General features: G+C 69.4%; 27 protein-coding genes. 23 read left to right on the plus strand and 4 right to left on the minus strand.

What is annotated here, in order from left to right; genetic code table 11:
* The first annotated feature begins 5 nt into the window (after nucleotides 1-5).
* The 13 genes from pgsA to dapF all read left to right on the plus strand — a co-directional run bounded on the left by pgsA (nucleotide 6) and on the right by dapF (nucleotide 10,595).
* Nucleotides 6-572, plus strand: coding sequence for a CDP-diacylglycerol--glycerol-3-phosphate 3-phosphatidyltransferase (gene pgsA / locus MRBLMI1x_RS07395; protein ID WP_363457687.1), 567 nt, complete (start codon nucleotides 6-8; stop codon nucleotides 570-572).
* Nucleotides 572-1,108 (plus strand): CinA family protein, encoded by a 537-nt coding sequence (locus tag MRBLMI1x_RS07400; RefSeq protein ID WP_363457848.1) that lies wholly within the window; start codon nucleotides 572-574, stop codon nucleotides 1,106-1,108. Before pgsA ends, MRBLMI1x_RS07400 begins: the two co-directional genes overlap by 1 nt.
* A gap of 149 nt (nucleotides 1,109-1,257) precedes the next feature.
* A complete protein-coding gene (locus tag MRBLMI1x_RS07405) occupies nucleotides 1,258-1,578 on the plus strand; it encodes a helix-turn-helix domain-containing protein (RefSeq protein WP_018187205.1) in 321 nt (106 codons plus the stop codon).
* A 7-nt stretch (nucleotides 1,579-1,585) separates the two neighbouring features.
* Nucleotides 1,586-1,807 carry a DUF3046 domain-containing protein gene (locus MRBLMI1x_RS07410; RefSeq protein ID WP_018187206.1) on the plus strand — a complete coding sequence of 74 codons (222 nt, stop codon included), beginning with the start codon at nucleotides 1,586-1,588 and terminating at the stop codon, nucleotides 1,805-1,807.
* 227 nt (nucleotides 1,808-2,034) lie between these two features.
* Nucleotides 2,035-3,093: a recombinase RecA gene (gene recA, locus MRBLMI1x_RS07415; protein WP_018187207.1), complete on the plus strand. Its 1,059-nt coding sequence runs from the start codon at nucleotides 2,035-2,037 to the stop codon at nucleotides 3,091-3,093.
* 2 nt (nucleotides 3,094-3,095) lie between these two features.
* Nucleotides 3,096-3,818 carry a regulatory protein RecX gene (locus MRBLMI1x_RS07420; protein ID WP_363457692.1) on the plus strand — a complete coding sequence of 241 codons (723 nt, stop codon included), beginning with the start codon at nucleotides 3,096-3,098 and terminating at the stop codon, nucleotides 3,816-3,818.
* 65 nt (nucleotides 3,819-3,883) lie between these two features.
* Nucleotides 3,884-4,804, plus strand: a complete 921-nt coding sequence (locus tag MRBLMI1x_RS07425) for an ABC transporter ATP-binding protein (RefSeq protein WP_363457695.1) — start codon at nucleotides 3,884-3,886, stop codon at nucleotides 4,802-4,804.
* The gene (locus MRBLMI1x_RS07430; protein ID WP_363457698.1) at nucleotides 4,801-5,679 is read left to right on the plus strand and encodes an ABC transporter permease; all 879 of its coding nucleotides are present in this window, start codon (nucleotides 4,801-4,803) and stop codon (nucleotides 5,677-5,679) included. Before MRBLMI1x_RS07425 ends, MRBLMI1x_RS07430 begins: the two co-directional genes overlap by 4 nt.
* Nucleotides 5,680-5,728: 49 nt before the next feature.
* The gene (gene miaB, locus MRBLMI1x_RS07435; RefSeq protein WP_311859491.1) at nucleotides 5,729-7,285 is read left to right on the plus strand and encodes a tRNA (N6-isopentenyl adenosine(37)-C2)-methylthiotransferase MiaB; all 1,557 of its coding nucleotides are present in this window, start codon (nucleotides 5,729-5,731) and stop codon (nucleotides 7,283-7,285) included.
* A gap of 4 nt (nucleotides 7,286-7,289) precedes the next feature.
* On the plus strand, nucleotides 7,290-8,210 hold the full coding sequence (gene miaA / locus MRBLMI1x_RS07440) for a tRNA (adenosine(37)-N6)-dimethylallyltransferase MiaA (protein ID WP_363457702.1): 921 nt from the start codon (nucleotides 7,290-7,292) through the stop codon (nucleotides 8,208-8,210).
* Nucleotides 8,211-8,261: 51 nt separating this feature from the next.
* Nucleotides 8,262-9,116, plus strand: a complete 855-nt coding sequence (locus MRBLMI1x_RS07445; protein WP_018187213.1) for an alpha/beta fold hydrolase — start codon at nucleotides 8,262-8,264, stop codon at nucleotides 9,114-9,116.
* The gene (locus tag MRBLMI1x_RS07450) at nucleotides 9,109-9,690 is read left to right on the plus strand and encodes a TetR/AcrR family transcriptional regulator (RefSeq protein ID WP_311869589.1); all 582 of its coding nucleotides are present in this window, start codon (nucleotides 9,109-9,111) and stop codon (nucleotides 9,688-9,690) included. Before MRBLMI1x_RS07445 ends, MRBLMI1x_RS07450 begins: the two co-directional genes overlap by 8 nt.
* 38 nt (nucleotides 9,691-9,728) lie before the next feature.
* Nucleotides 9,729-10,595 (plus strand): diaminopimelate epimerase, encoded by an 867-nt coding sequence (dapF, locus tag MRBLMI1x_RS07455; RefSeq protein ID WP_018187215.1) that lies wholly within the window; start codon nucleotides 9,729-9,731, stop codon nucleotides 10,593-10,595.
* Nucleotides 10,596-10,601: 6 nt separating this feature from the next.
* On the opposite strand, the gene MRBLMI1x_RS07460 is transcribed toward dapF, so the two are convergent.
* The gene (locus tag MRBLMI1x_RS07460; protein WP_363457707.1) at nucleotides 10,602-11,243 is read right to left on the minus strand and encodes a class I SAM-dependent methyltransferase; all 642 of its coding nucleotides are present in this window, start codon (nucleotides 11,241-11,243) and stop codon (nucleotides 10,602-10,604) included.
* Nucleotides 11,244-11,321: 78 nt separating this feature from the next.
* On the opposite strand from MRBLMI1x_RS07460, the gene hflX reads away from it, so the two are divergent.
* Nucleotides 11,322-12,836 carry a GTPase HflX gene (hflX, locus tag MRBLMI1x_RS07465; protein ID WP_020098307.1) on the plus strand — a complete coding sequence of 505 codons (1,515 nt, stop codon included), beginning with the start codon at nucleotides 11,322-11,324 and terminating at the stop codon, nucleotides 12,834-12,836.
* A gap of 15 nt (nucleotides 12,837-12,851) precedes the next feature.
* Here hflX and MRBLMI1x_RS07470 read toward each other — a convergent pair whose 3' ends face one another.
* Entirely contained in the window at nucleotides 12,852-14,762 is a 1,911-nt protein-coding gene (locus MRBLMI1x_RS07470; RefSeq protein WP_363457710.1) for a prolyl oligopeptidase family serine peptidase, read from the minus strand.
* A gap of 32 nt (nucleotides 14,763-14,794) precedes the next feature.
* On the minus strand, nucleotides 14,795-15,460 hold the full coding sequence (lexA, locus tag MRBLMI1x_RS07475; RefSeq protein ID WP_020098309.1) for a transcriptional repressor LexA: 666 nt from the start codon (nucleotides 15,458-15,460) through the stop codon (nucleotides 14,795-14,797).
* A 304-nt stretch (nucleotides 15,461-15,764) separates the two neighbouring features.
* On the opposite strand from lexA, the gene MRBLMI1x_RS07480 reads away from it, so the two are divergent.
* The 6 genes from MRBLMI1x_RS07480 to MRBLMI1x_RS07505 are packed head-to-tail and all read left to right on the plus strand — an operon-like array spanning nucleotide 15,765 to nucleotide 20,112.
* Nucleotides 15,765-16,139, plus strand: coding sequence for a LysM peptidoglycan-binding domain-containing protein (locus MRBLMI1x_RS07480; RefSeq protein WP_020098310.1), 375 nt, complete (start codon nucleotides 15,765-15,767; stop codon nucleotides 16,137-16,139).
* Between the two features lie 27 nt (nucleotides 16,140-16,166).
* A complete protein-coding gene (locus MRBLMI1x_RS07485; protein ID WP_018187221.1) occupies nucleotides 16,167-17,240 on the plus strand; it encodes a histidinol-phosphate transaminase in 1,074 nt (357 codons plus the stop codon).
* A gap of 56 nt (nucleotides 17,241-17,296) precedes the next feature.
* A complete protein-coding gene (gene hisB, locus MRBLMI1x_RS07490; protein ID WP_018187222.1) occupies nucleotides 17,297-17,908 on the plus strand; it encodes an imidazoleglycerol-phosphate dehydratase HisB in 612 nt (203 codons plus the stop codon).
* Complete coding sequence (gene hisH, locus MRBLMI1x_RS07495; RefSeq protein WP_018187223.1) at nucleotides 17,905-18,552, plus strand: imidazole glycerol phosphate synthase subunit HisH; 648 nt, start codon at nucleotides 17,905-17,907, stop codon at nucleotides 18,550-18,552. Before hisB ends, hisH begins: the two co-directional genes overlap by 4 nt.
* A gap of 50 nt (nucleotides 18,553-18,602) precedes the next feature.
* A complete protein-coding gene (gene priA / locus MRBLMI1x_RS07500; protein ID WP_018187224.1) occupies nucleotides 18,603-19,349 on the plus strand; it encodes a bifunctional 1-(5-phosphoribosyl)-5-((5-phosphoribosylamino)methylideneamino)imidazole-4-carboxamide isomerase/phosphoribosylanthranilate isomerase PriA in 747 nt (248 codons plus the stop codon).
* Nucleotides 19,333-20,112 carry an SseB family protein gene (locus MRBLMI1x_RS07505; protein WP_363457717.1) on the plus strand — a complete coding sequence of 260 codons (780 nt, stop codon included), beginning with the start codon at nucleotides 19,333-19,335 and terminating at the stop codon, nucleotides 20,110-20,112. Before priA ends, MRBLMI1x_RS07505 begins: the two co-directional genes overlap by 17 nt.
* A gap of 48 nt (nucleotides 20,113-20,160) precedes the next feature.
* Here the strand turns inward: MRBLMI1x_RS07505 and MRBLMI1x_RS07510 are convergent, their stop codons facing one another.
* Nucleotides 20,161-20,559: a DUF1844 domain-containing protein gene (locus MRBLMI1x_RS07510; protein ID WP_018187226.1), complete on the minus strand. Its 399-nt coding sequence runs from the start codon at nucleotides 20,557-20,559 to the stop codon at nucleotides 20,161-20,163.
* 202 nt (nucleotides 20,560-20,761) lie between these two features.
* Here MRBLMI1x_RS07510 and infC point away from each other — a divergent pair, with 202 nt between their 5' ends.
* From infC to rplT, 3 genes are read left to right on the plus strand one after another with little or no spacing between them, the layout of a single operon-like run.
* Complete coding sequence (infC, locus tag MRBLMI1x_RS07515) at nucleotides 20,762-21,436, plus strand: translation initiation factor IF-3 (RefSeq protein WP_081626449.1); 675 nt, start codon at nucleotides 20,762-20,764, stop codon at nucleotides 21,434-21,436.
* Between the two features lie 47 nt (nucleotides 21,437-21,483).
* A complete protein-coding gene (rpmI, locus tag MRBLMI1x_RS07520) occupies nucleotides 21,484-21,678 on the plus strand; it encodes a 50S ribosomal protein L35 (protein ID WP_018187228.1) in 195 nt (64 codons plus the stop codon).
* Between the two features lie 30 nt (nucleotides 21,679-21,708).
* Nucleotides 21,709-22,089, plus strand: a complete 381-nt coding sequence (gene rplT, locus MRBLMI1x_RS07525) for a 50S ribosomal protein L20 (RefSeq protein ID WP_018187229.1) — start codon at nucleotides 21,709-21,711, stop codon at nucleotides 22,087-22,089.
* Nucleotides 22,090-22,151 lie beyond the last annotated feature (62 nt).

Genomic DNA, 22,151 nt, shown 5'->3' on the forward strand with positions numbered 1-22,151 from the left:
AAGACGTGACGATTCCGAGGCAGCTGCCCAACGCCATCACGATCGTGCGCATCCTCTGCGCACCCGTGTTCGTCTGGCTTCTGCTCGCCGACGGCGGATCGGACGGCGCGCTCCGTTGGTGGGCAGGCGTCCTGTTCATCGTCGCGATCGCGACCGACGGGATCGACGGCTACCTCGCGCGTCGCCATGAGATCGTCACGGATCTGGGCAAGCTGCTCGACCCCATCGCCGACAAGGTGCTCACCGGCGCCGCGTTCGTGGTCCTCTCGATCCTCGGTGAACTCCCGCCGTGGGTGGTCGTGCTGGTGCTGGTGCGCGAACTGGGCATCACCGTCCATCGCCTCGTGGTCGCGACGGACCACGTCGTGGCGGCTGCGTGGATGGGCAAGCTCAAGACCCTCGCCCAGGCCGTCGCCCTCTCCCTCGCCCTCCTGCCCTTGTGGACGGTCGTGGGGGAGTGGATCCACGTCGTCAATACGGTGACGATGACGATCGCCGTTCTGCTGACCGTTGCGAGTGGTCTCGACTACGTCGTCACGGCCATCCGTTCCCGCACGTCGCGCCGAGCATGATGCGCCGCACCGTCAGCGAACTGCCGGAGGAGCTCGAGGAGACCGCGGTGTCCCGCGGTCCTCGATCGGACTCGGAGCGACTGGTCGAACGGCTCGGGGAACTGGGCTGGACTCTGGGCGTCGCCGAGTCGCTGACCGGGGGTCTGGTCGCGGCATCCGTCGTGTCCGTCCCGGGGGCGTCCTCGGTGTTCCGCGGCGCGATCGTCGCGTACGCCACGGATCTGAAGGAGCGGCTGCTCGGCGTGGACGGGACCCTCCTCGAGGCGCACGGTCCGGTCCACCCCCGTGTCGCCCGCCAGATGGCGGACGGCATCCGTCGTGTCGTCGGCGAGGGGGAGCCTGCCGACGTGGGGATCGCCACGACCGGGATCGCCGGACCGGTCTCCTCGGACGGCCAGCCCGTCGGCACGGTCCACATCGCCGTCTCGACCCCGCTCGGTTCGCGGGTCGAGTCCCTCACGCTCGAGGGCGATCGGGACGAGATCCGGACGGCCGCAGCGGCCCGTGCGATCGCCCTCGCGGTGGAAGCGCTCTGAGCCGGGAATAGGCCTTGTTCCGAGCGCGTTACGACTCGGTAATTCCCACTCATTCCCCAGCACGCGGGGTCTAGGGTGACATCCAACGTGTTGTACCGTGGTTCCCCCGCAAGGGATTCGGTGGATCGCAGCTGAGGGAGGGCCCACGCATGATCCTGGTTCGTCAAGAGATCGGTGACGTCCTCCGCGACTTCCGGCTGCAAAAGGGTCACACCCTCCGACAGGTCTCCGGCAAGGCGAGCGTCGCACTCGGGTACCTCAGCGAGGTCGAGCGCGGTCAGAAGGAAGCCTCGAGCGAGATCCTCGCCGCCGTGGCCGAGGCCCTCGACGTCCCGATCTCCGCGATCATGCGCGAGGTCGGCGAGCGGATCTCGGTGCTCGAGGGACTGCATTCCCTCTCCGACGTCGTTCCCGACGACCTCGCCTCCCTGGGCGACGAGGTCCCGGCCCCCGAGCTGTCGCTGCGCTGACCGCTCGATGCGTCACAGCGAATTCGATCGCGCCGTCGCCGACGAGTTCGGATCGGGAGGCGCGTCCCTCGTCTCGGACCTGGTGCTGACCGGCGTCGACAATCGGACTGCCCGCGAGGCCTTGGCCGCAGGTGTCGCTCCGCGTGATGTCTGGTATGCCCTGTGCGCCGAGACGGACGTCCCCGTGGACCGCCGTTACGGCGCGGGAAGGCTCGATCCACGCCGGTGAGTCGGCGTGTCGTATCGAAGATGCGTTCGATGCGGGCGTAGTCTCCTGCACAACGGGTGTCGTAGAGACGTCGTTCACGTAAGGGCCGGATCCGGCAGCGATGTCGGAGCCCCCTCCTAACGTGAATGTCGTCAGATGACACCCACGCCCTGTCGCAGCATCCGATCCGTCGGTGAGGAGCGCGACAGCCTACGGGCGACGGAACCGCGAGTATCAAGGAGTACGACATGCCCTCACCTGCAGACCGCGAGAAGGCCCTCGAATCGGCCCTCGCCCAGATCGACCGCCAGTTCGGCAAGGGGTCGATCATGCGACTCGGAAGCGACGAGCGCGCGCCGGTCGAGGTCATCCCGACCGGATCGATCGCCCTCGACGTCGCCCTGGGTATCGGCGGAATCCCTCGCGGCCGCGTCGTCGAGATCTACGGTCCCGAGTCCTCGGGTAAGACGACCCTCACGCTCCACGCCATCGCGAACACGCAGCGGGCCGGCGGTATCGCCGCCTTCATCGACGCCGAGCACGCGCTGGATCCCGGCTACGCCGAGAAGCTGGGCGTCGACATCGATGCTCTCCTCGTCTCGCAGCCCGACACCGGTGAGCAGGCGCTCGAGATCGCCGACATGCTGATCCGCTCCGGTGCCATCGACCTGGTCGTCATCGACTCCGTCGCCGCTCTCGTCCCCGAGGCCGAGATCAAGGGTGAGATGGGTGACTCCCATGTCGGTCTCCAGGCCCGCCTGATGTCCCAGGCGCTCCGCAAGATCACCGGTGGCCTGAACCAGACGAAGACTACGGCGATCTTCATCAACCAGCTCCGCGAGAAGATCGGCGTGTTCTTCGGGTCGCCCGAGACCACCGCGGGTGGTAAGGCGCTCAAGTTCTACGCCTCGGTGCGACTGGACATCCGCCGTATCGAGACCCTGAAGGACGGGTCCGAGGCGGTCGGTAACCGCACCCGCGTGAAGGTCGTCAAGAACAAGATGGCGCCGCCCTTCAAGCAGGCCGAGTTCGACATCCTCTACGGCGTCGGGATCTCGCGAGAGGGAAGCCTCATCGACTTCGGTGTCGAGCACGGCATCGTGAAGAAGTCGGGTGCCTGGTACACGTACGAGGGTGAGCAGCTCGGCCAGGGCAAAGAGAACTCGCGCAACTTCCTGCTGAAGAACACCGATGTGGCTGCCGAGATCGAGAACAAGATCAAGCAGAAGCTCGGCATCGGCCAGCCGAAGGCCGTCGCCGAGGATGCCGCGGTGTCGGACGAGCTGACGGCTCGCCGCCCGGCCTGATCATGACGGATTCGAACGGGGGCGAGCGGGACTCGCTCGCCCCCGTCATCCCGCTCTTCGGACGCCGGACGGAGGCCACGGCCGACGCGGGCGAGGCCACCGGAAACGGCGATGATCCGCAGCCGTGGCATGCGACGTGGATCGCCGAGCGTGCGGCATCCGAGAGGTCCGCGGCCCGTGCCGCTCACCCGGCGACGGGCACCGTGCCCGTCGTGGCTCCGGCGGGTGAGGATGCGCCCGCAGCCGTGGCTGAGCGGATCCTCCTGCGCAAGCTCCGGACGCGATCCCTCTCACTTCGCGAGGCGCGGTCGGTGCTCCGCGAGCACGATCTCGACGAGGCCGAGCTCGAGGGCATCATCGATCGGTTCGTCTCGCTCGGGTACCTCGACGACGCCGCCCTCGCCGAGCAGCTGATCGACAAAGCGACGTCCCGCAAGGCGCAGGGTCGCATGGCGATCGCGCAGGGCCTGGCGCAGCGCGGCATCCCTCGCGACGTGATCGACGAGGCGCTCGATCAACTTCCCGACGATGAGGCCGAGAGGGCTCTCGAGTTCGCACGGTCCAAGGCGCGGGGGCTCGAAGGGCTCGATCGCGATACGGCCCTCCGGCGCCTCGCCGGTCAGTTGGCCCGGCGCGGGTACGGCTCCGTCGCCCTGTCGGTGGCGCGTCGTGCGCTCGACGAGGCGAGCGCACCCCCGCGGCATGGGGTTCGCTTCGAACCGTGACCACGGTTGCGTCCATCTGACAGACTCGCCCTACCCGCGCCCGGCGCGGCCGGAGGAGTGTGCGCATGGCGATCGAGGTCGACGGTCTCGTGAAGTCCTACAAGACCGTCACCGCAGTCGACGGGGTCTCCTTCGCGGTGCCGGACGGCCAGCTATTCGCCTTCCTGGGAGCGAACGGTGCCGGGAAGTCCACGACGATCGGATGCCTCACGACGCTGCTCCGAGCGGACGCCGGGACGGTCCGCGTCGCGGGGTACGACGTGTCGGCAGAGAGCGAACGGGTGCGGTCGCGGATCGGCGTCGTGTTCCAGCGGTCACTGCTCGATGACGGTCTGACCGTCCGCGAAAACCTCGCCCTGCGAGCCACGCTCTCCCACATCGACCGTCGGCGCTTCGCTGCCAGACTCGACGAACTCTCGCTCCTCGTCGAACTCGACGAGTTCCTCGACCGTCCCTACGGCCGGCTGTCGGGCGGACAGCGTCGCCGCGCGGACATCGCCCGTGCGCTCATGCACGAGCCGTCGATCCTCTTCCTCGACGAGCCGACCGCGGGCTTGGACCCCGCGAGTCGTGTGGCGGTGTGGGCGGCGATCGATCGGCTCCGCTCCGAGCGGGGTCTCACCGTCTTCCTGACGACCCACTACATGGCCGAGACCGAAGAGGCGGATCAGGTCACCATCATCGACGCGGGCCGCGTCGTCGCGAGCGGGACGCCCACAGAACTACGCGCACGCCACAGTCGCAGCGTGCTCACCGTCACCACACGAGATCCGGACACGCTGTCCGCCCTCGCCACCCGAGGCGGACTGACCGCGACTCGCGACGGCGACATCCTCACGATCGAGGTGCCCGACGCGCGGGCGGCACGGACCTTGCTGGCGCAGCACGACGAGGACGTTCTGGACTTCGAGTTCCGGCACGGTCGGATGGACGACGTCTTCCTCGCCCTCACCGGCCGCGGTGAGCTCGTCGGGGACGCCGTATGAGCATCATCGCGGCCATCGTGCGCCGCAATCTGACCCTGTTCTTCCGCGATCGGATGAACGTCTTCTTCTCGTTGCTGAGCGGGCTCATCCTCTTCTTCCTCTACACGCTCTTCCTCTCCCGGCTGCAGGTCGATGGTCTCGAGCGCACCCTCCCGCGCGCATCGCGCGCCGACATCGAGGCCTTCGTCGACAGTTGGATGCTGTCGGGCATCGTCCTGCTCACGACCGTCACCTCGGGGATCGGAGCGATCTCCGTGTTCGTGGACGATCGCGCCTCGGGCCGGTTCGCCGACTTCCTCGTCGCCCCCATCCGGCGATCGCAGCTGGTGCTCGGCTACCTGCTGTCCTCGGTGTCCGTCGCGGTCGTCATGTCGGGCATCATCCTCATCCTCACCGTGCTCGAACTCGGACTCGTCCGCGGCGCGTGGCTCGGTCCTCTCGAAATCCTGCGGGCGATCGGTGCGATGGTGCTCTGCTGCGTCGCCTTCACCTCCCTCGGAGCCTTCGGGGCCTCCTTCCTGAAGACGACCGGTGCCTACTCCGCGTTCTCGACGGTCGTGGGTACCGTCCTCGGATTCGTCGCGGGTTCCTACATCCCGGTCGGGTCTCTCCCCGATGGCGTCGCGTCGACCATCAACGCCCTCCCGTTCGCCCAAGGAGCCATGCTCCTGCGCCTGCCGTTCACCGACGAGACGATCGCCGCTCTCGCCGGCGGGGACGCCGGCGCCATCAGGGACCTCAAGGAGATCTACGGGATCGATCTCTTCGTCGGCTCGAGCGTCGTCCCCGTGTGGCTCGCCGTCACCGTTCTCGTCGCCGTCGCCGTCACCTTCAGCGCCATCTCTGCGGCCCGCATCCGCTCGCTCCTGCGCTGACACCGCCCGGGGCGTCCCGAGGCGACGCGGCTCGTAGAATGGCCTGATCATGACCAGCCCTTCCGCTGCCCCCACTCTCATCGCCCCGTCAGACGCCGCCGTCACCGCCGACGGCCGCTCCCGCACCTACGAGGTACGGACCTTCGGGTGTCAGATGAACGTCCACGACTCCGAGCGTCTGTCCGGTTCCCTCGAGTCGGCCGGCTACATCCGTGCTGACGCGGGAGTCGAGGCTGACGTCGTCGTCATCAACACGTGCGCCGTCCGCGACAACGCCGCGGGCAAGCTCTACGGCACCCTCGGGCACCTGAAGAGCCGCAAGGACAAGCACGACGGCATGCAGATCGCCGTCGGCGGCTGCCTGGCCCAGATGGACAAGGACGCCGTCCAGCAGAAGGCACCCTGGGTCGACGTCGTCTTCGGCACCCACAACATGGGCTCGCTCCCGAGCCTCCTCGAGCGGGCGCGGCACAACGGCGAGGCGGAGCTCGAGATCCTCGAGTCTCTCGAGGTGTTCCCGTCGACGCTCCCCACCAAGCGCGACTCGGCGCACAGCGGCTGGGTCTCGATCTCCGTCGGGTGCAACAACACCTGCACGTTCTGCATCGTCCCCAGCCTGCGCGGCAAGGAGAAGGATCGCCGCCCGGGTGACATCCTGAACGAGATCCGTCTGCTCGTCGACGACGGCGCGATCGAGGTCACCCTCCTCGGCCAGAACGTCAACAGCTACGGCGTCGAGTTCGGCGACCGCCAGGCGTTCAGCAAGCTCCTGCGCGCGGCGGGCGAGATCCCGGGCCTCGAGCGCGTGCGCTTCACGAGCCCGCACCCCGCTGCGTTCACCGACGACGTCATCGACGCGATGGCGGAGACCCCTGCCGTCATGCCGCAGCTGCACATGCCGCTGCAGTCCGGGTCGGACCGCATCCTCAAGGCGATGCGGCGGTCGTACCGCAGCGAACGGTTCCTCGGCATCCTCGACCGCGTGCGCGAGAAGATGCCCCACGCGGCGATCTCGACCGACATTATCGTGGGCTTCCCGGGCGAGACCGACGAGGACTTCGAGGACACCATGCGCGTCGTCGAGCAGGCGCGATTCGCGGGGGCCTTCACCTTCCAGTACTCGATCCGCGAGGGGACACCCGCTGCGACGATGCCCGATCAGGTCCCCAAGGAGGTCGTCCAGGAGCGGTACAACCGCCTCGTCGCCCTGCAGGAGCGCATTTCCCTCGAGGAGAACCAGGCCCAGCTCGGGCGCACCGTCGAGGTTCTCGTCTCGACGGGTGAGGGGAAGAAGGATGCCGCGACCCGCCGCCTGACCGGCCGCGCCGAGGACAACCGCCTCGTCCACTTCGAGGTGCCCGAGGGTTCCCCGACGCCGCGTCCCGGCGACGTGGTCACGACGGTCGTCACGCACGCCGCGCCGTTCCACCTCCTCGCCGACAGCCCGGACGGCGCGCCGCTGCGCATCCGCCGCACGCGCGCCGGGGACGCGTGGGATCGTGCGCAGGCCGACTCCTGCGGTGTCCCGGCCCCGACCGGTGACGCCGGTCCGCGCGCCGTGTCGCTCGGCCTGCCGATGATCCGCACCGCGACGCCCGGACTCTGACCTCGTGGGCGCGGAGCGCCTGTGGGCGATCGTCGGAGCGACCGGGACGGGTAAGACGTCGCTGTCGCTGGACCTCGCCGAGGAGTTGATCCGTCGCGGCCGCGCGGCGGAGATCGTGAACGCCGATGCCATGCAGCTCTACCGCGGCATGGACATCGGGACCGCGAAGATCCCCCTGGCAGAGCGGCGCGGCATCCCGCATCATCTGTTTGACGAGTTCGATGTGACCGAGGACGTCGCTGTCGCCGTCTACCAGGAGAGGGCGCGCGCGACGATCCGCGGCATCCTCGATCGCGGGGCCGACGCGATCCTCGTCGGGGGCTCAGGGCTCTACGTGTCGAGCGTGGTCTTCGACTTCCGCTTCCCGCCCCGCGACCCGGCGCTGCGCGCCCGGCTCGAGGCGGATCTCGACGAGCTCGGAGCCGCGGCGCTGATCGAGCGGATCCGCGACCTCGATCCGGGAGCAGCAGATCGCCTCGATCCGCGCAACAGTCGGCGTGTCGTCCGGGCTCTCGAGGTGCTCCTCCAGGGCGCGGACACCCACGGCGCTGCGCTCCCGGAGGCGCCCGTGCTGTGGCATCCCGCCACCGAACTCGTCGGTGTCCACCTGGACCGTGCAGAGCTGGTCGAGCGCCTCGATGAGCGGGTCAGGGGGATGTGGCGGGACGGTCTGCTCGCCGAGGTCGAGGGCCTCCGGGCCCGGGGTCTCGAGTCCGGTCCGACCGCGCCTCGCGCCATCGGTTACGCGCAGGCACTCGCGCAGCTCGGTGGCCGGATGGACGAAGAAGAGGCCGTCGCCGAGACCCAGGCGCTCACGCGCCGGTACGCGCGGCGTCAGGTCTCGTGGTTCAAGAGGTACCCCGGCCTTCGGTGGGTGGATGCCGGGACCCCCGGCATCCACCTCCTCGAATCCTTGACAAGCTAAAGCTAATAGCCGTAGCCTTCTCGTATCGAACACGATGCGAAGGAGACGCCGATGGTCGAGAAGATCCAGGTGCAAGGCGGGGAGATCGCGTTCGACGTGGTCGGGGACGGTCCACTCGTGGTTCTGGCACACGGGATGGGCGACTCCCGGCGCTCCTATCGCTTCGTCGTGCCGGCCCTCGTCGAGGCTGGGTTCCGCGTGGCGAACGTCGACATCCGCGGATGCGGCGAGTCGAGTGCCACGTGGGCGAGCTACAGCCGCGGCGACATAGCCGGTGATCTGCTCGCCGTCATCCGTCATCTCGGCGGTCCCGCGGTCATCGTCGGCCAGTCGATCAGCGGAGGTGCTGCGACGGTCGCGGCAGCGCGCGCCCCGCACGACGTCGTCGGGGTCGTCGAGCTCGCCCCGTTCACCCGCGCGCAGCGATTCGACCCGGTCGGCCTGATCCGGCACGCCCGTCATCGGAAGGGCATGACCCGCCTGGCGACGATGATGCTCCGCGGGAGTGTGCCCGCGTGGCTCCGCTACCTCGACCTCGCCATTCCGCAGAAGCCCGCCGACTGGGCGCAGGAGCAGGCCGGCATCGCCCGTCATCTCGCCGATCCCGCGCGCATGGCCGCGCTCCGGGCCATGGGGCAGACGAGTCCCGCGGATGCGGGGGAGCAGCTCCCGCACGTGACCGTGCCGGTCCTCGTGGTGATGGGCACGGCCGACCCGGACTGGGCGGACCCGCGGGCTGAGGGAGAAGGGGTGATCGCCGCGCTTAGGCCCGGCATCGGCCGGCTGGCGGTCATCGAGGGTGCCGGACACTACCCGCACGTCGAACGGCCGGGGGAGGTCGTCGACCTCGCCGTCCCGTTCCTGCGATCGGCTTTCTCGATCGGGACGGGGGCGGCGGATGCCTAGGGCCGGCCTCGACGTCGACGCCGTGACGCGCGCCGCAGCCGACCTCATCGACGAGCAGGGGCTCGCCGCCCTGACGATGACGGCGCTGGCGGAGCGGGTCGGCGTCCGTCCGCCGTCGCTCTACAAGCATGTGCCGGGCGGGCTCGTCGAGCTCACCCATCGGGTGGCGACCCTGGCCGCGCAGGACCTCGCGGGGGTGTTCCGTGCGACGCTGTCGGAACACCGCGGCGCCGCCCTCACCGACGTCGCTGTCGCCTTCCGGCGCTATGCACAGGCGCACCCGGGTCGGTATGCCGCGACCGCCGCCGCCGAGCCGTCCGGTGATGACGACCCGCTCGCGATCGCGCTCCACGACAGTCTCGACGCCCTCGGCGGAGTGTTCGACAGCTACGGACTGCCGAGACAGGAGCACGTCCACGCCATCCGCATGCTCCGGAGCGTGCTCCACGGGTTCGCTGTCCTGGATGCCGCGCACGGCTTCCGGATGGATATCGATGTCGAGGACAGCGTCGCGTGGTCCCTCGATCTCATGGATGCGGGACTCCGCGCAGCGGGGTCGACTCCGCCGCGCTGACCGGCGAAGCGGCATCCACCCGCACCTAGACTGGGCGGGTGTCGACGATCGCATTCACGAAGGGCCACGGGACGGGCAACGACTTCGTCGTCGTCGCCGACCCCGACGGGTCGCTGCATCTGACCGGCGAGCAGATCGCCGCGCTGACCGACCGACGCTTCGGGATCGGAGCCGACGGGCTGTTGCGGGTCGTCCGCTCAGCCGCCATCGCTGCGGGCTCTGAGACTCCCGACGCCGAGTGGTTCATGGACTACCGCAACGCCGACGGCTCGATCGCCGAGATGTGCGGCAACGGTGTCCGCGTCTTCGTGAAGTACCTCCTGAGTGCGGGTTACGCGACGCTCGGCGCCGGCGAGACCCTGCGCATCGGCACACGCGCCGGAACCAAGACCGTCACGCTCGCCGACAACGGATTCGAAGTCGACCTCGGCCTGTGGCGTCCGACCTCCGACGAGGTCCTCGTGCGGGCGCACGGTCTGAAGATCGCGCGCCCCGGTCTCGGCATCGACGTCGGGAACCCCCATGTCGTCGTCGCCCTCTCGAGCATCGCCGAGCTCGACGGGCTCGACCTGACGGTCCAGCCGATCCTGGACCCCGTCCCGGCAGCCGGCGCGAACGTCGAGTTCGTCGTCCCCGAAGAACCCCTCATCACCGACGGCGTCGGCGCGATCCGGATGCGCGTGTTCGAGCGGGGCGTCGGGGAGACGCTCTCGTGCGGGACCGGGGTAGCGGCATCCGCTCTGGCCGTGCGTCACTGGGCGGGGGCCGGTGCCCCGGACCGGTGGACGGTGGACGTCCCCGGCGGCCGTCTCGGGGTGCGCGTCGTGCGGACGGATGCCGGTGAGCGCGTCCTGCTCTCCGGTCCCGCGTCGCTCGTCTTCTCGGGCGAGATCACGCTCGCCTGACGTCGCTCAGGGGAGGGTGATCGTCCCCGTCGCGGGCGTGCCGTGCCGGCGGACCTTCAGCACCCGGAATCCTCGCCCGGTCGCGGCACGGGTGACCGAATAGCCTCTGTCGAGGGATGCCGCGAGCCACCGCTGCAGCGAATCGGAACCGAGATTGCGCTGCACGACGAGCCAGGCATCGCTGCGCTCGGCGAGCCGGGGAATCCACGTCTCGAGCAGTCCGTGCAGGACATCCTTGCCGACACGGATCGGCGGGTTGGACCGGATGGTGCGGAAGGCGACGTCGCTCGGAACATCTTCGGGCAGCACGGCGTTGACGTTATCGAGGCCGAGTTCCGCAGCGTTGCGGCGGACGAGGTCCAAGGCTCGCTCGTTGACGTCGACGGCCCACACCGTCGCGTGAGGCGCGTCGATGGCGAGCGACAGCGCGATGGGACCCCAGCCGCATCCGAGATCGAGAAGATGACCGCCCCCCGGGGGCGGAGGCGTGTTCGCCAGGAGCACCGCCGTCCCCCCGTCCACATGGTCGGGACTGAAGACCCCGCCCGCTGTCGTCACCTCGACGTCGCGACCGGCGAGGGACACACGGATGCGGCGGAGGTTCTCGGAGCTGGACGGGGACGCGCTGAAGTAATGGTCGCTCCCCATGCGACGAGCGTAGCGGAGGCGGTGGAAGCCGCGGGAAGCTAGAGTTCACGGATGGCCGCGAGGCCGCGAAAGGATCACATGACAGACACCACCACCCCTGCCGCGACGGACGAGCCGGTGGACCCGGTAGACCGCGTGCTGGCGCGAGCGGAGTCGCGTTCGGGGGTGCGCGTGTTCGGCGCCGCACAGGCGCTGCAGGACGAGAGCACCGTCGCCTACGGCGACACGGACGGCGACCAGTGGGACCGCGAGGAGCGCGCCGCGCTCCGCCGCGTCCCGGGGCTGTCCACCGAACTCGAGGACGTCACCGAGGTCGAGTACCGCCAGCTGCGGCTAGAGAACGTCGTGCTCGTGGGCGTCTACCCCCAGGGGTCGACGGAGGATGCCGAGAACTCGTTGCGCGAGCTCGCCGCACTCGCCGAGACAGCCGGGGCCGTCGTCCTCGACGGCGTGCTGCAGCGTCGTCCGCATCCCGATCCCGCGACGTACATCGGCCGCGGTAAGGCGGCGGAACTCCGCGACCTGGTCGTCGCCGTCGGTGCCGACACGGTCATCGCCGACACCGAGCTCGCGCCCAGCCAGCGACGCGCCCTCGAGGACGTCGTCAAGGTCAAGGTCATCGACCGGACCACCGTCATCCTCGACATCTTCAGCCAGCACGCGAAGAGCCGAGAGGGCAAGGCGCAGGTCGAACTCGCCCAGCTCGAATACCTCCTTCCGCGCCTGCGCGGCTGGGGTGACTCGATGAGCCGACAGGCCGGTGGCCAGGTCGGCGCCGGCGGCGCCGGTATGGGCTCGCGCGGTCCGGGTGAGACGAAGATCGAGCTCGACCGCCGACGCATCCGCACGCGCATGGCGATGCTGCGCCGTCAGATCCGCGACTTCAAGCCGGCCCGTGAGGCCAAGCGTGCCGAGCGCAAGCGCAACACGATCCCGTCGGTCGCGATCGCCGGGTACACGAACGCCGGCAAGTCGAGTCTGCTCAACAAGCTGACGAGCGCGGGCGTCCTCGTCGAGAACGCGCTGTTCGCGACCCTGGACGCGACCGTCCGTCGCGCGCAGGCGGCCGACGGTCGGGTCTACACGCTCACCGACACCGTCGGGTTCGTCCGCAACCTCCCGCACCAGCTGGTCGAGGCGTTCCGCTCGACGCTCGAGGAGGTCGGCGACGCGGACGTCATCGTGCACGTCGTCGACGGGTCGCACCCCGACCCGGCCGCACAGCTCGCGACCGTCCGCGACGTCATGGGCGATGTGGGGGCGCGCTCGACGAACGAGATCGTCGTCTTCAACAAGGCCGACCTGATCGACCCCGACACGCGCCTCGTGCTGCGCGGCCTCGAGCCGAAGGCGCACTTCGTCTCGTCGCGCACCGGCGAAGGCATCGTCGAGCTGCGCGCGACGATCGAGGACGCTCTGCCGTTGCCGGCCGTCGAGGTCCACGCGCTCGTCCCGTACGACCGCGGCGATCTCGTCAGCGCCGTCCACGAGTCCGGTCATATCCTGTCGACCCGTCACGAGGAGGGCGGCACCGCCGTCCACGCCCATGTGTCGGAGCGGCTGGCGGCCGAGCTCGCGCCGTACGCGCGCTGACCGATCGGCTCGGACTCAGCTGAGCGCGATCGCGGGGACCCCGGGGGTCTCGAAGCCGAACACCTGACCGAGGAAGGCCAGCTCGGATTCGAGCGCGTGCACGACGGTCTCCGCTCGTCGGAACCCGTGCCCCTCGCCGTCGTACAGGACGTAGGCGTGCGGCACGCCGCGTTCGGCCAGGGCGTCGCGGATGGCCTCCGCCTGCGTCGGCGGCACGACCGCGTCGTCCGATCCCTGCAGGAGCAGGACCGGCACGCGGAAGCCCTCCGTGTGGCTGAGCGGTGAGCGCTCGAGGTACAACGCCTCCGCCGCGGGGAGCGGCCCGATGAGACCGTCGAGGTAGCGGGCCTCGAAGTCGTGGGTGTCGGTGGCGAGCAGGCGCGCGTCTCCGACGCCGTAGCGGGAGATCCCCGCGGCGAAGACGTCGGTGCCGACGAGGGCCGCGAGCACGGTCCAGCCGCCGGCCGAGCTCCCCGCGATCGCCAGGCGCGCGGCATCCGCTCGTCCCTCCGCGGCGAGACCGGATGCCGCGGCTGCGACATCGTCGCGATCGACGACGCCCCATTGCCCGCGGAGCCGATCGCGATAGGCCCGCCCGTAGCCGGTCGAGCCGCCGTAGTTCACCTCGACGACGCCGATGCCCCGGCTCGTGAAGAAGGTGATCCGGCTGTCGGCCACACCGCCGACGTGGGCCGTCGGGCCGCCGTGCACGAGGGCGATGTACGGCGGAAGTTCGCCCTCGGGCGCCGTGTGGTGCGGGTTGGTGGGCGGGTGATCGAACGCGTGGACGTCGCCGTGGCGGCTGTGCACCGTGAAGGGGCGCGCCGGGGGGATCCACTCGTCGCCGAGGTCGGAGCGCGAGCCCACGACGAGCGTCACGTCGCCGTGTTCGTCGAGCTGCCAGATGCCGGTGACCCCGGGCGCCATCCCCGACACCAGCACGCGGGATCCGAGGGTATCCTCGACGACCGCGCGCGATCGGACGGGGATGCCGGTCGCGCGGGCGGTCCCCTCCGCGTCGATGCGCACCACCTCGTCGGCGCCGTGCGTCCGGACCGCGACGATCCCGCCGTCCGGCAGGAGTGCGTACCACCGGACGCCGAGCACCCACAGTCCGCCTCCGGTGTCGGCGTCCGCGGGGGCGATCGGCTCCGCCGGAAGATCGGATGCCACGTCCCGCCGCCACAGGTTCCACCGACCGGCGTTCGGACCGGCCGAGGGGTCGTCGAGCCAGATGAGCCGGCCGGAGGCATCCCACTCCGGCTGAAGTGCCGCTGTCTCGCCGGACGTGATCGGGCGCCAGGTCGTCACGGTGCCGTGGGCGAGGTCTCCGACCCGGATCTGCGTGCGGTCCCAGGGCATCTCCGGGTGGTCCCACGCCACCCAGGCGAGGTGCCTGCCGTCGTGCGACAGTGCCGGTTGCGCGAGGAAGTCGCTTCCCCCGACGATCTCGCGCGCCTCGCCGCCGTCCAGGGGGATGGACACGATCGATCGCCGTGGCACGGGGGTGCCGTCGTGCACTTCCCGGATCGCGAGCAGCACCCCGTGCTGCCACCGCAGGCCGCCGTGACGGGCCTGCGGGTCGTCGGGGGTGAGCGGCGTCGGCTCCTCTCCTCTGCGGAGCGACCAGACGCGCTGATCGGACTTCTCGACGAAGTAGAGCCGGCCGTTCTCATCGGTCGTCCACGACCCGCCGCCGTACTCGTGCACGCGGGAGCGCGCGCTCCACGGGGCGGGGAGGAGATCCTCGACCTCGCCGTCGACCGAGCGCCGGATCGACGAGCGACCGCCCTGATCGGGCAGCGACTCTCCCCACCAGACCTCGTCGGCCACGAAACGTGCACCGTCGTAACGCGGCGCAGCGGCGGAGGCGTCCGCAGCGGACAGGGGCGAGATCCACGAACCGTAAGGAGCGACCGTCGTCATGCCCTCACGCTACGCGGTGGCGCCCACCCGGATCACACGGCTCGAAGGACAGCGACGACCTTCCCGAGGACGACCGCGTCGTCGCCGAGGATCGGCTCGAACGCGGAGTTGCGGGGGAGGAGCCAGGTGTGTCCGTCGCGCTGGCGGAACGTCTTGACGGTGGCTTCGCCGTCGAGCATCGCCGCGACGATCTCACCATTGGACGCATCCGCCTGCGAGCGCACGACGACCCAGTCGCCATCGCAGATGGCGGCGTCGATCATCGAGTCCCCCGACACCCTCAGCATGAACAGGTCGCCCTTGCCGACGAGCTGACGGGGAAGGGGGAAGATCTCCTCGACCTGCTGCTCGGCTGTGATCGGCACCCCCGCGGCAATGCGTCCGACCAGGGGGACCATGGCGGCGTCGCCCACGGCGGGCGCGGCATCGGCCGGGTTCTCCCCCGCGGCGCCCGGGAGGTCGATGAGGACCTCCATAGCCCGGGTCTTGCCGGGATCGCGACGGAGGTACCCGCTCAGCTCGAGCTGATTGAGCTGATGGGTGACGCTCGAGAGCGACTTCAAGCCGACCGCATCCCCGATCTCACGCATGCTCGGCGGATACCCGTAGCGAGCGATCGACCGCTGGATCACCTCGAGGATCGCGAGCTGCTTGTCGCTCAGGCTCTTGCGCCGGCGGGTCTGCGGCTTGTCGCTCATGTCGTTCCTTTCACGGCCCTGCGTCCCCGCCGGTTTTCCGGGCGTCGGACGTCGAGCCGGGGGCACTCGCCTTCGAATGTCGGAGGTTGGTGATGGGCTCTGTTCATCGAAACCGTATCCGGTGTCGATGGGATCGTCCCGTAGCCGACCGCGTGTCGTCTTCGATCGATCTGCGGATAACCGCTCTCTTGACAGTGTACGAATATCGAAGATAGATTCGGAAGAGAACTTCGCACCCGCCCGTCCCGGCCGATGGGCGGGGGCGAAGATCTCATCTGACCGGGGTTGCCCCGAGGAGGACACCATGAACTCGATCACCACCATCACCCCCGCCCGTCCGGTCGCTGTCCGCACCCGTCTGCGTCTCACGACGCGTGGGCGCCGCGTCCTCATGACCGTTGCGACTCTGCCTGCCGTCGTCGCCCTGGGTGTCGGCATCCTTTCGGGTGGCGGCGCACTCGCCAGTGGCGATGCGGGCACGCCCGCGGGTTCCTTCAGCACCGTGACCGTTCTGCCCGGCGACTCGCTGTGGACCATCGCCCAGGACATCGCACCCGACAGCGACCCGCGTGACGTCATCGACGAGATCGTCCGCCTCAACGCCCTCCCGTCCACTGCCGTCGACGCCGGCGAGTCCCTCGCGATCCCCGCCTCCTACAGTGCTCAGGCGGCCGAATAAGGCGTCGTGACGTCCTACGATGGCGGGGTGAGTGCGAGTCTCGACGACCTACCCCTCCGTGACGACCTGCGCGGTCAGATCCCATATGGAGCCCCGCAGGCCTCCCTCCCGGTGACGTTGAACGTCAACGAGAACACCCACCCTGTTCCCGAAGACGTCGCGGACGACATCCTGGATGCTGTCGCTCAGGCGCTCCGCGACATCAACCGGTACCCCGACCGCGAGTTCACGGTGTTACGAGAGGGGTTCGCCGACTACCTCGGCCACGGTCTCGAACCGGAGCAGATCTGGGCGGCGAACGGGTCGAACGAAGTCCTCCACCACCTGCTGCAGGCGTTCGCCGGCCCGGGGCGGACGGCGTTCGGGTTCTCGCCGACGTACTCGATGTATCCGCTGCTGACGGGGGCGACGGGCGCCACGTACGTCAGCGGCTCCCGCGGCGAGGACTTCACGCTCACCGCGGCCGACGCCGCCGAGCAGGTCGAGCGTGCACAGCCCGATGTCGTGTTCCTCTGCTCGCCGAACAACCCGACGGGCACGCCCCTCTCCCTCGATGTCATCGAGGCGGTCTACGACGCGTCCCAGGGCATCGTGATCGTCGACGAGGCGTATCAGGAGTTCGCGCCGCACGACGAGCCCTCGGCGCTGACTCTTCTCCACGGGCGCGAGCGTCTCGTCGTCTCCCGGACGATGAGCAAGGCCTTCGCCTTCGCCGGTGCGCGGGTGGGGTACCTCGCCGCCGACCCTGCGGTGATCGACGCACTCCGGCTGGTGCGCCTGCCGTACCACCTGAGCGCGCTCACGCAGGCGGCTGCGACCGCTGCCCTGCGGCACGCGCCCACGATGCTCCGGATGGTCGATGACATCGTCGCCCAGCGCGACCGGATCTCCGCCACCCTCAGCGCCCTCGGGTACTCGCCATACGAGAGCTGGTCGAACTTCGTCCTCTTCGGCGGCGTCGATGACCCGCAGGCCACGTGGCAGGGCTTGTACGACCGCGGCATCCTCGTCCGGGACGTCGGGCTACCGCACACCCTTCGCGTCTCCGCGGGCAGCGAAGAGGAGTCGACGGCATTCCTCGAGGCGCTCGCCTCGCTCTGAGTCGCACCGCGACATCGGGCGGCGGGACGGATGCCGCGCGTCGATAGACTCGACGCATGAGCACCCCCGCGTCCCGCACCGCCTCCGTCCGGCGTGCGACCAGCGAGTCGACGATTGAGCTCGAGCTGGATCTCGACGGCACCGGCCAGAGCACGATCGACACGACGGTGCCGTTCTTCGACCACCTGCTCACGGCTTTCGCGAAACACTCGCTCACCGATCTGACCGTCCGCGCGACGGGCGACACGCACATTGACGCTCACCACACGGTGGAGGACACGGCGATCGTCCTCGGGCAGGCCATCCGTCAGGCGCTCGGCGACAAGGCGGGCATCTCCCGCTACGGCGACGCCCTCGTTCCCCTCGATGAGGCACTCGCCCAGGCGGTCGTGGACATCAGCGGGCGTCCGTACCTGGTTCACTCCGGAGAGCCCGAGGGGTACGAGTTCCACCTCATCGGCGGCCACTTCACCGGCTCGCTCGTCCGCCACGCGTTCGAGGCGATCGCGTTCCACGCGGGTCTGACCGTCCACGTCACGCTGTTCGGCGGACGCGACCCCCACCACATCGCCGAGGCCGAGTTCAAGGCGTTCGCGCGCGCCTTCCGTCAGGCGAAGGCGCTCGATCCGCTCGTCCAGGGCATCCCGAGCACGAAGGGCGCCCTGTGACCGCAGCACCGGTCGTCGCGGTTCTCGATTACGGCTCCGGCAACGTCCACTCGGCGGTCAAAGCGCTGATCGAGGCGGGCGCCGATGCGCGACTGACCAAGGATCGCGGCCTCATCGCGGACGCGGCCGGATTGCTCGTCCCGGGAGTCGGCGCGTTCTCCGCGGTCATGTCCGCACTCCGCGCGAGTCGCGGTGACGAGCTCATCGGTCGCCGCCTGGCGGGCGGGATGCCGGTGCTCGGCATCTGCGTCGGGATGCAGGTCATGTTCGAACTCGGCGTCGAGCGCGGGGTCGACACCGAGGGGATGGGGGAGTGGCCGGGGTCGGTCACCGAACTCCAGGCGCCGGTGCTTCCGCACATGGGGTGGAACACCGTCCGCACGGGCGAGGGCTCCACGCTGTTCGCCGGTCTCGAGGACGAGCGGTTCTACTTCGTCCACTCCTACGGTGCGCAGGACTGGACGCTCGACGTCATCAAGCCGTTCCGCGAGCCGGTGCTGACCTGGTGCGACTACGGCCGGCCGTTCCTCGCGGCCGTCGAGAACGGCCCGCTCTCGGCGACGCAGTTCCACCCTGAGAAGTCGGGGACCGCCGGCATCCGCTTGCTCTCCAACTGGATCTCCTCGCTCCCTGCGTCGGAGTAACCTGTCCCCTTGTGCGCGCGCCCGGCGTGCACCCCATCCCACCCGGAGCCATGAACGAATTCGCATCCACGCCCGAACTGACCCTGCTGCCCGCTGTGGACGTCGCCGACGGCAAGGCCGTCCGACTGACGCAGGGTGAGGCCGGCACCGAGACGAGCTACGGCGACCCGGTCGACGCAGCGCAGGAGTGGGCACGCCAGGGCGCGGAGTGGATCCACCTCGTCGACCTCGACGCGGCCTTCGGTCGCGGCTCGAACGCGTCACTGCTGCGCAAGGTGATCAAATCGCTCCGCGGCGTGAAGGTGGAGCTCTCGGGCGGCATCCGTGACGACGAATCCCTCGACGCGGCGCTCGACTCCGGTGCGACCCGCATCAACCTCGGCACCGCGGCTCTCGAGAACCCCGAATGGGCGGCCGACGTCATCCTCCGCTACGGCGAGGCGATCGCCGTCGGGCTCGACGTCCGCGGGACGACCCTCGCAGCCCGCGGGTGGACCCGTGACGGCGGCGACCTGTGGCAGGTCCTGGACCGTCTCGAGGATGCCGGGTGCAGCCGCTACGTGCTCACCGACGTGACGAAGGACGGCACGCTGCAGGGGCCGAACATCGAGCTACTGCGCGAGGTCGCCGTCCGCACCGACAAGCCCGTCGTCGCATCCGGCGGGATCTCGAGCCTCGACGACATCGCGGCGCTCCGCGAACTCGTCCCGCTGGGCGTCGAGGGCGCGATCGTCGGGAAGGCCCTGTACGCCGGCGCGTTCACGCTGGCCGAGGCGCTGGATGTCGCCGGACACTGACCCCCACTCGGGGGGCGCGGCCGATTCCGCCGGCGTCCCCTGGGAGGGGCGGAGCTTCCAGCCGAACCCCCACAGCGGAGACGACGGCAGCGCTGATCCGGCGCTGCTCGCGGCGCTGACCGCCTTCCACGCGGGTGAGGGCTCGGCGGGAGCCGTGGTCGACGCCTACCGGACGGCTCGCCTCCTCATCCCCCTGGTCGCCGAGAAGGGCGAGGAGGGCGTCGGGCCGACCGGCTTGATCGTCGACAAGACGCAGGAACTCTCGATCGTCACGGTCGCCGCTCCCGACGGCCGTCGCGTGCTGCCGGTGTTCACGTCGGTCGCAGCGATGTCGCGATGGGATGCCGCGGCCCGCCCGGTCCCCGCCGACGGCATCCGGACCGCGCTCTCGGCCGCGGCGGACGACACGGATCTCATCGTCATCGACCCCGGCAGCGAAACGGAGTTCGTCCTGCGTCGTCCCGCGGTGTGGGCGATCGGGCAGGGACTGCCGTGGGAGGCTCCGCACGTGTCGCCGGAGGTCTTCGCCGGCCTGCAGGAGTCGATCGGCACCGAGCTCGGTGTCCTGGATCTGTCGGTCGCGACGGGGGACCCCCACTCGCGTCTGCGGGGGCCTGAGCTCGTCGTCAACTTGCACCTCGTCGACGGTCTCGATCAGCCCGCGCTCGACGCCATCCTGCAGCGACTCGCATCCCGATGGGCGGCGGACGATCGCGTTGCCGTCCTCGTGGACGCCCTGACGGTCAAACTCGTCCGCGCCTGATACGAACGAAGGGGGGATGCCGCACGGCATCCCCCCTTCGTATCGGTGTCAGTTGACGGGACCGGTCCACTTCTCGCCCGGGCCCTTGCCGATCGGGTCGGGGATCGAGGATGCTTCGCGGAACGCGAGCTGCAGCGTCCGCAGCCCGTCACGGAGCGAGCGCGCGTGCATGTCGCTCACCTCGGGGGCTGCCGCCGTGATGAGGCCGGCGAGTGCGTTGATGAGCTTCCGTGCCTCGTCGAGGTCCTTCTGCTGGTCGGGGTCGTCGGCGAGACCGAGTTTCACGGCGGCGGCGCTCATGAGGTGAACGGACGTGGTGGTGATCACCTCGACGGCCGGGACGTCCGCGATGTCGCGCGTGGCGGACTGTGCGACCCGCTCCTGTTCTTCCCAGCGCGAGAGGCGCTCGGGGTCGTGATCACTGTGGTCGGCCGGAATAGTACTCACGTGCTGCTCTCTGCTAGACTTCTGCGGGCACCGGAGTGTTCTGCTCCGTGTCGAAAGAGGATCACATCCCACCCGCGCTTGCCGCTCTAGGCTACCGGGTCTCGCACTCCGCCTCGCTCGTCGAGGTTGTCCAGGGTGCAGAACAGAACGCCGATGCATGCATCGTGCGGGGTGGACGTGACGATCTTCCGCCCGGCGACACATTTTCCGTGTCACCGGAGGCCGTCCACCGCACGAAGAGGAGTTCCGCATCAGCGATCCCCGCACCAATGACCGCATCCGCGTCCCCGAGGTCCGCCTCGTCGGACCCGCGGGTGAGCAGGTCGGCGTCGTCCGCATCGAGGTGGCCATGCGCCTGGCCCAGGAGGCCGACCTCGATCTCGTCGAGGTAGCCCCGAACTCGAAGCCCCCCGTGGTCAAGATCATGGATTACGGCAAGTTCAAGTACGAGGCTGCGCAGAAGGCCAAGGAAGCGCGGCGCAATCAGGCGAACACCGTCCTCAAGGAGGTCCGGTTCCGTCTGAAGATCGAGGCGCACGACTACATAACCAAGCTCAAGCGCGCCGAGGGCTTCCTCCAGGCGGGCGACAAGGTGAAGGCGATGATCCTCTTCCGCGGTCGCGAGCAGTCGCGCCCCGAGCAGGGTGTCCGTCTCCTCCGCAAGTTCGCCGAGGATGTGGCCGAGTTCGGCACCGTGGAATCCAACCCCACGATCGACGGACGCAACATGGTCATGGTCGTCGCGCCCCACAAGAACAAGTCCGAGGTCAAGACCGAGCAGAACGCCGTTCGCGCGGCGTCCAAGCAAGCAGCGCGCGATGCGCGCGGTGGTCAGGCCGACGACGAACAGACCCCCGCTTCCGCTCCGGCGGAGTAAGCGCACCACAGACTCCCGTCCGCGGGATCCCCAACGAAGGAAGAGATATGCCGAAGCAGAAGACCCACTCGGGTGCCAAGAAGCGTTTCAAGGTCACCGGCAGCGGCAAGCTGATGAAGCAGCAGGCCAACCTGCGCCACAACCTCGAGGGCAAGGCGACCCGTCGTACCCGTCGCCTCGACCAGGAGCAGGTCCTGGCCAAGGGTGACGCCAAGGTCGCCAAGAAGCTCCTCGGCATCTGATCGCCGACGCAGATTTAGGAAGTAGAAGAAATGGCTAGAGTCAAGCGGGCTGTCAACGCCCACAAGAAGCGTCGCGTCATCCTCGAGCGCGCCTCCGGTTACCGCGGACAGCGTTCGCGCCTTTACCGCAAGGCGAAGGAGCAGGTCACCCACTCGCTCGTCTACGCATACCGGGACCGTCGCAAGCGCAAGGGCGACTTCCGTCGCCTCTGGATCCAGCGCATCAACGCCGCTGCCCGCCAGAACGGTGTCACGTACAACCGCTTCATCCAGGGCCTCGGCCTCGCGGGTGTCCAGGTCGACCGTCGCATGCTCGCCGAGCTCGCGGTGAACGAGCCCGCCGTCTTCGCGTCGCTCGTCGCGACCGCCAAGGCTGCGCTGCCGGCTGACGTCAACGCCCCCAAGGCCTGACCGCGTCACCTTTCAGAAAGGGCGTCCTCTTCGGAGGGCGCCCTTTCGCGTGCCCGCCGTAC

The sequence above is a fragment of the Microbacterium sp. LMI1x-1-1.1 genome (genome assembly GCF_040676205.1).
Lineage (GTDB): Bacteria > Actinomycetota > Actinomycetes > Actinomycetales > Microbacteriaceae > Microbacterium > Microbacterium aquilitoris.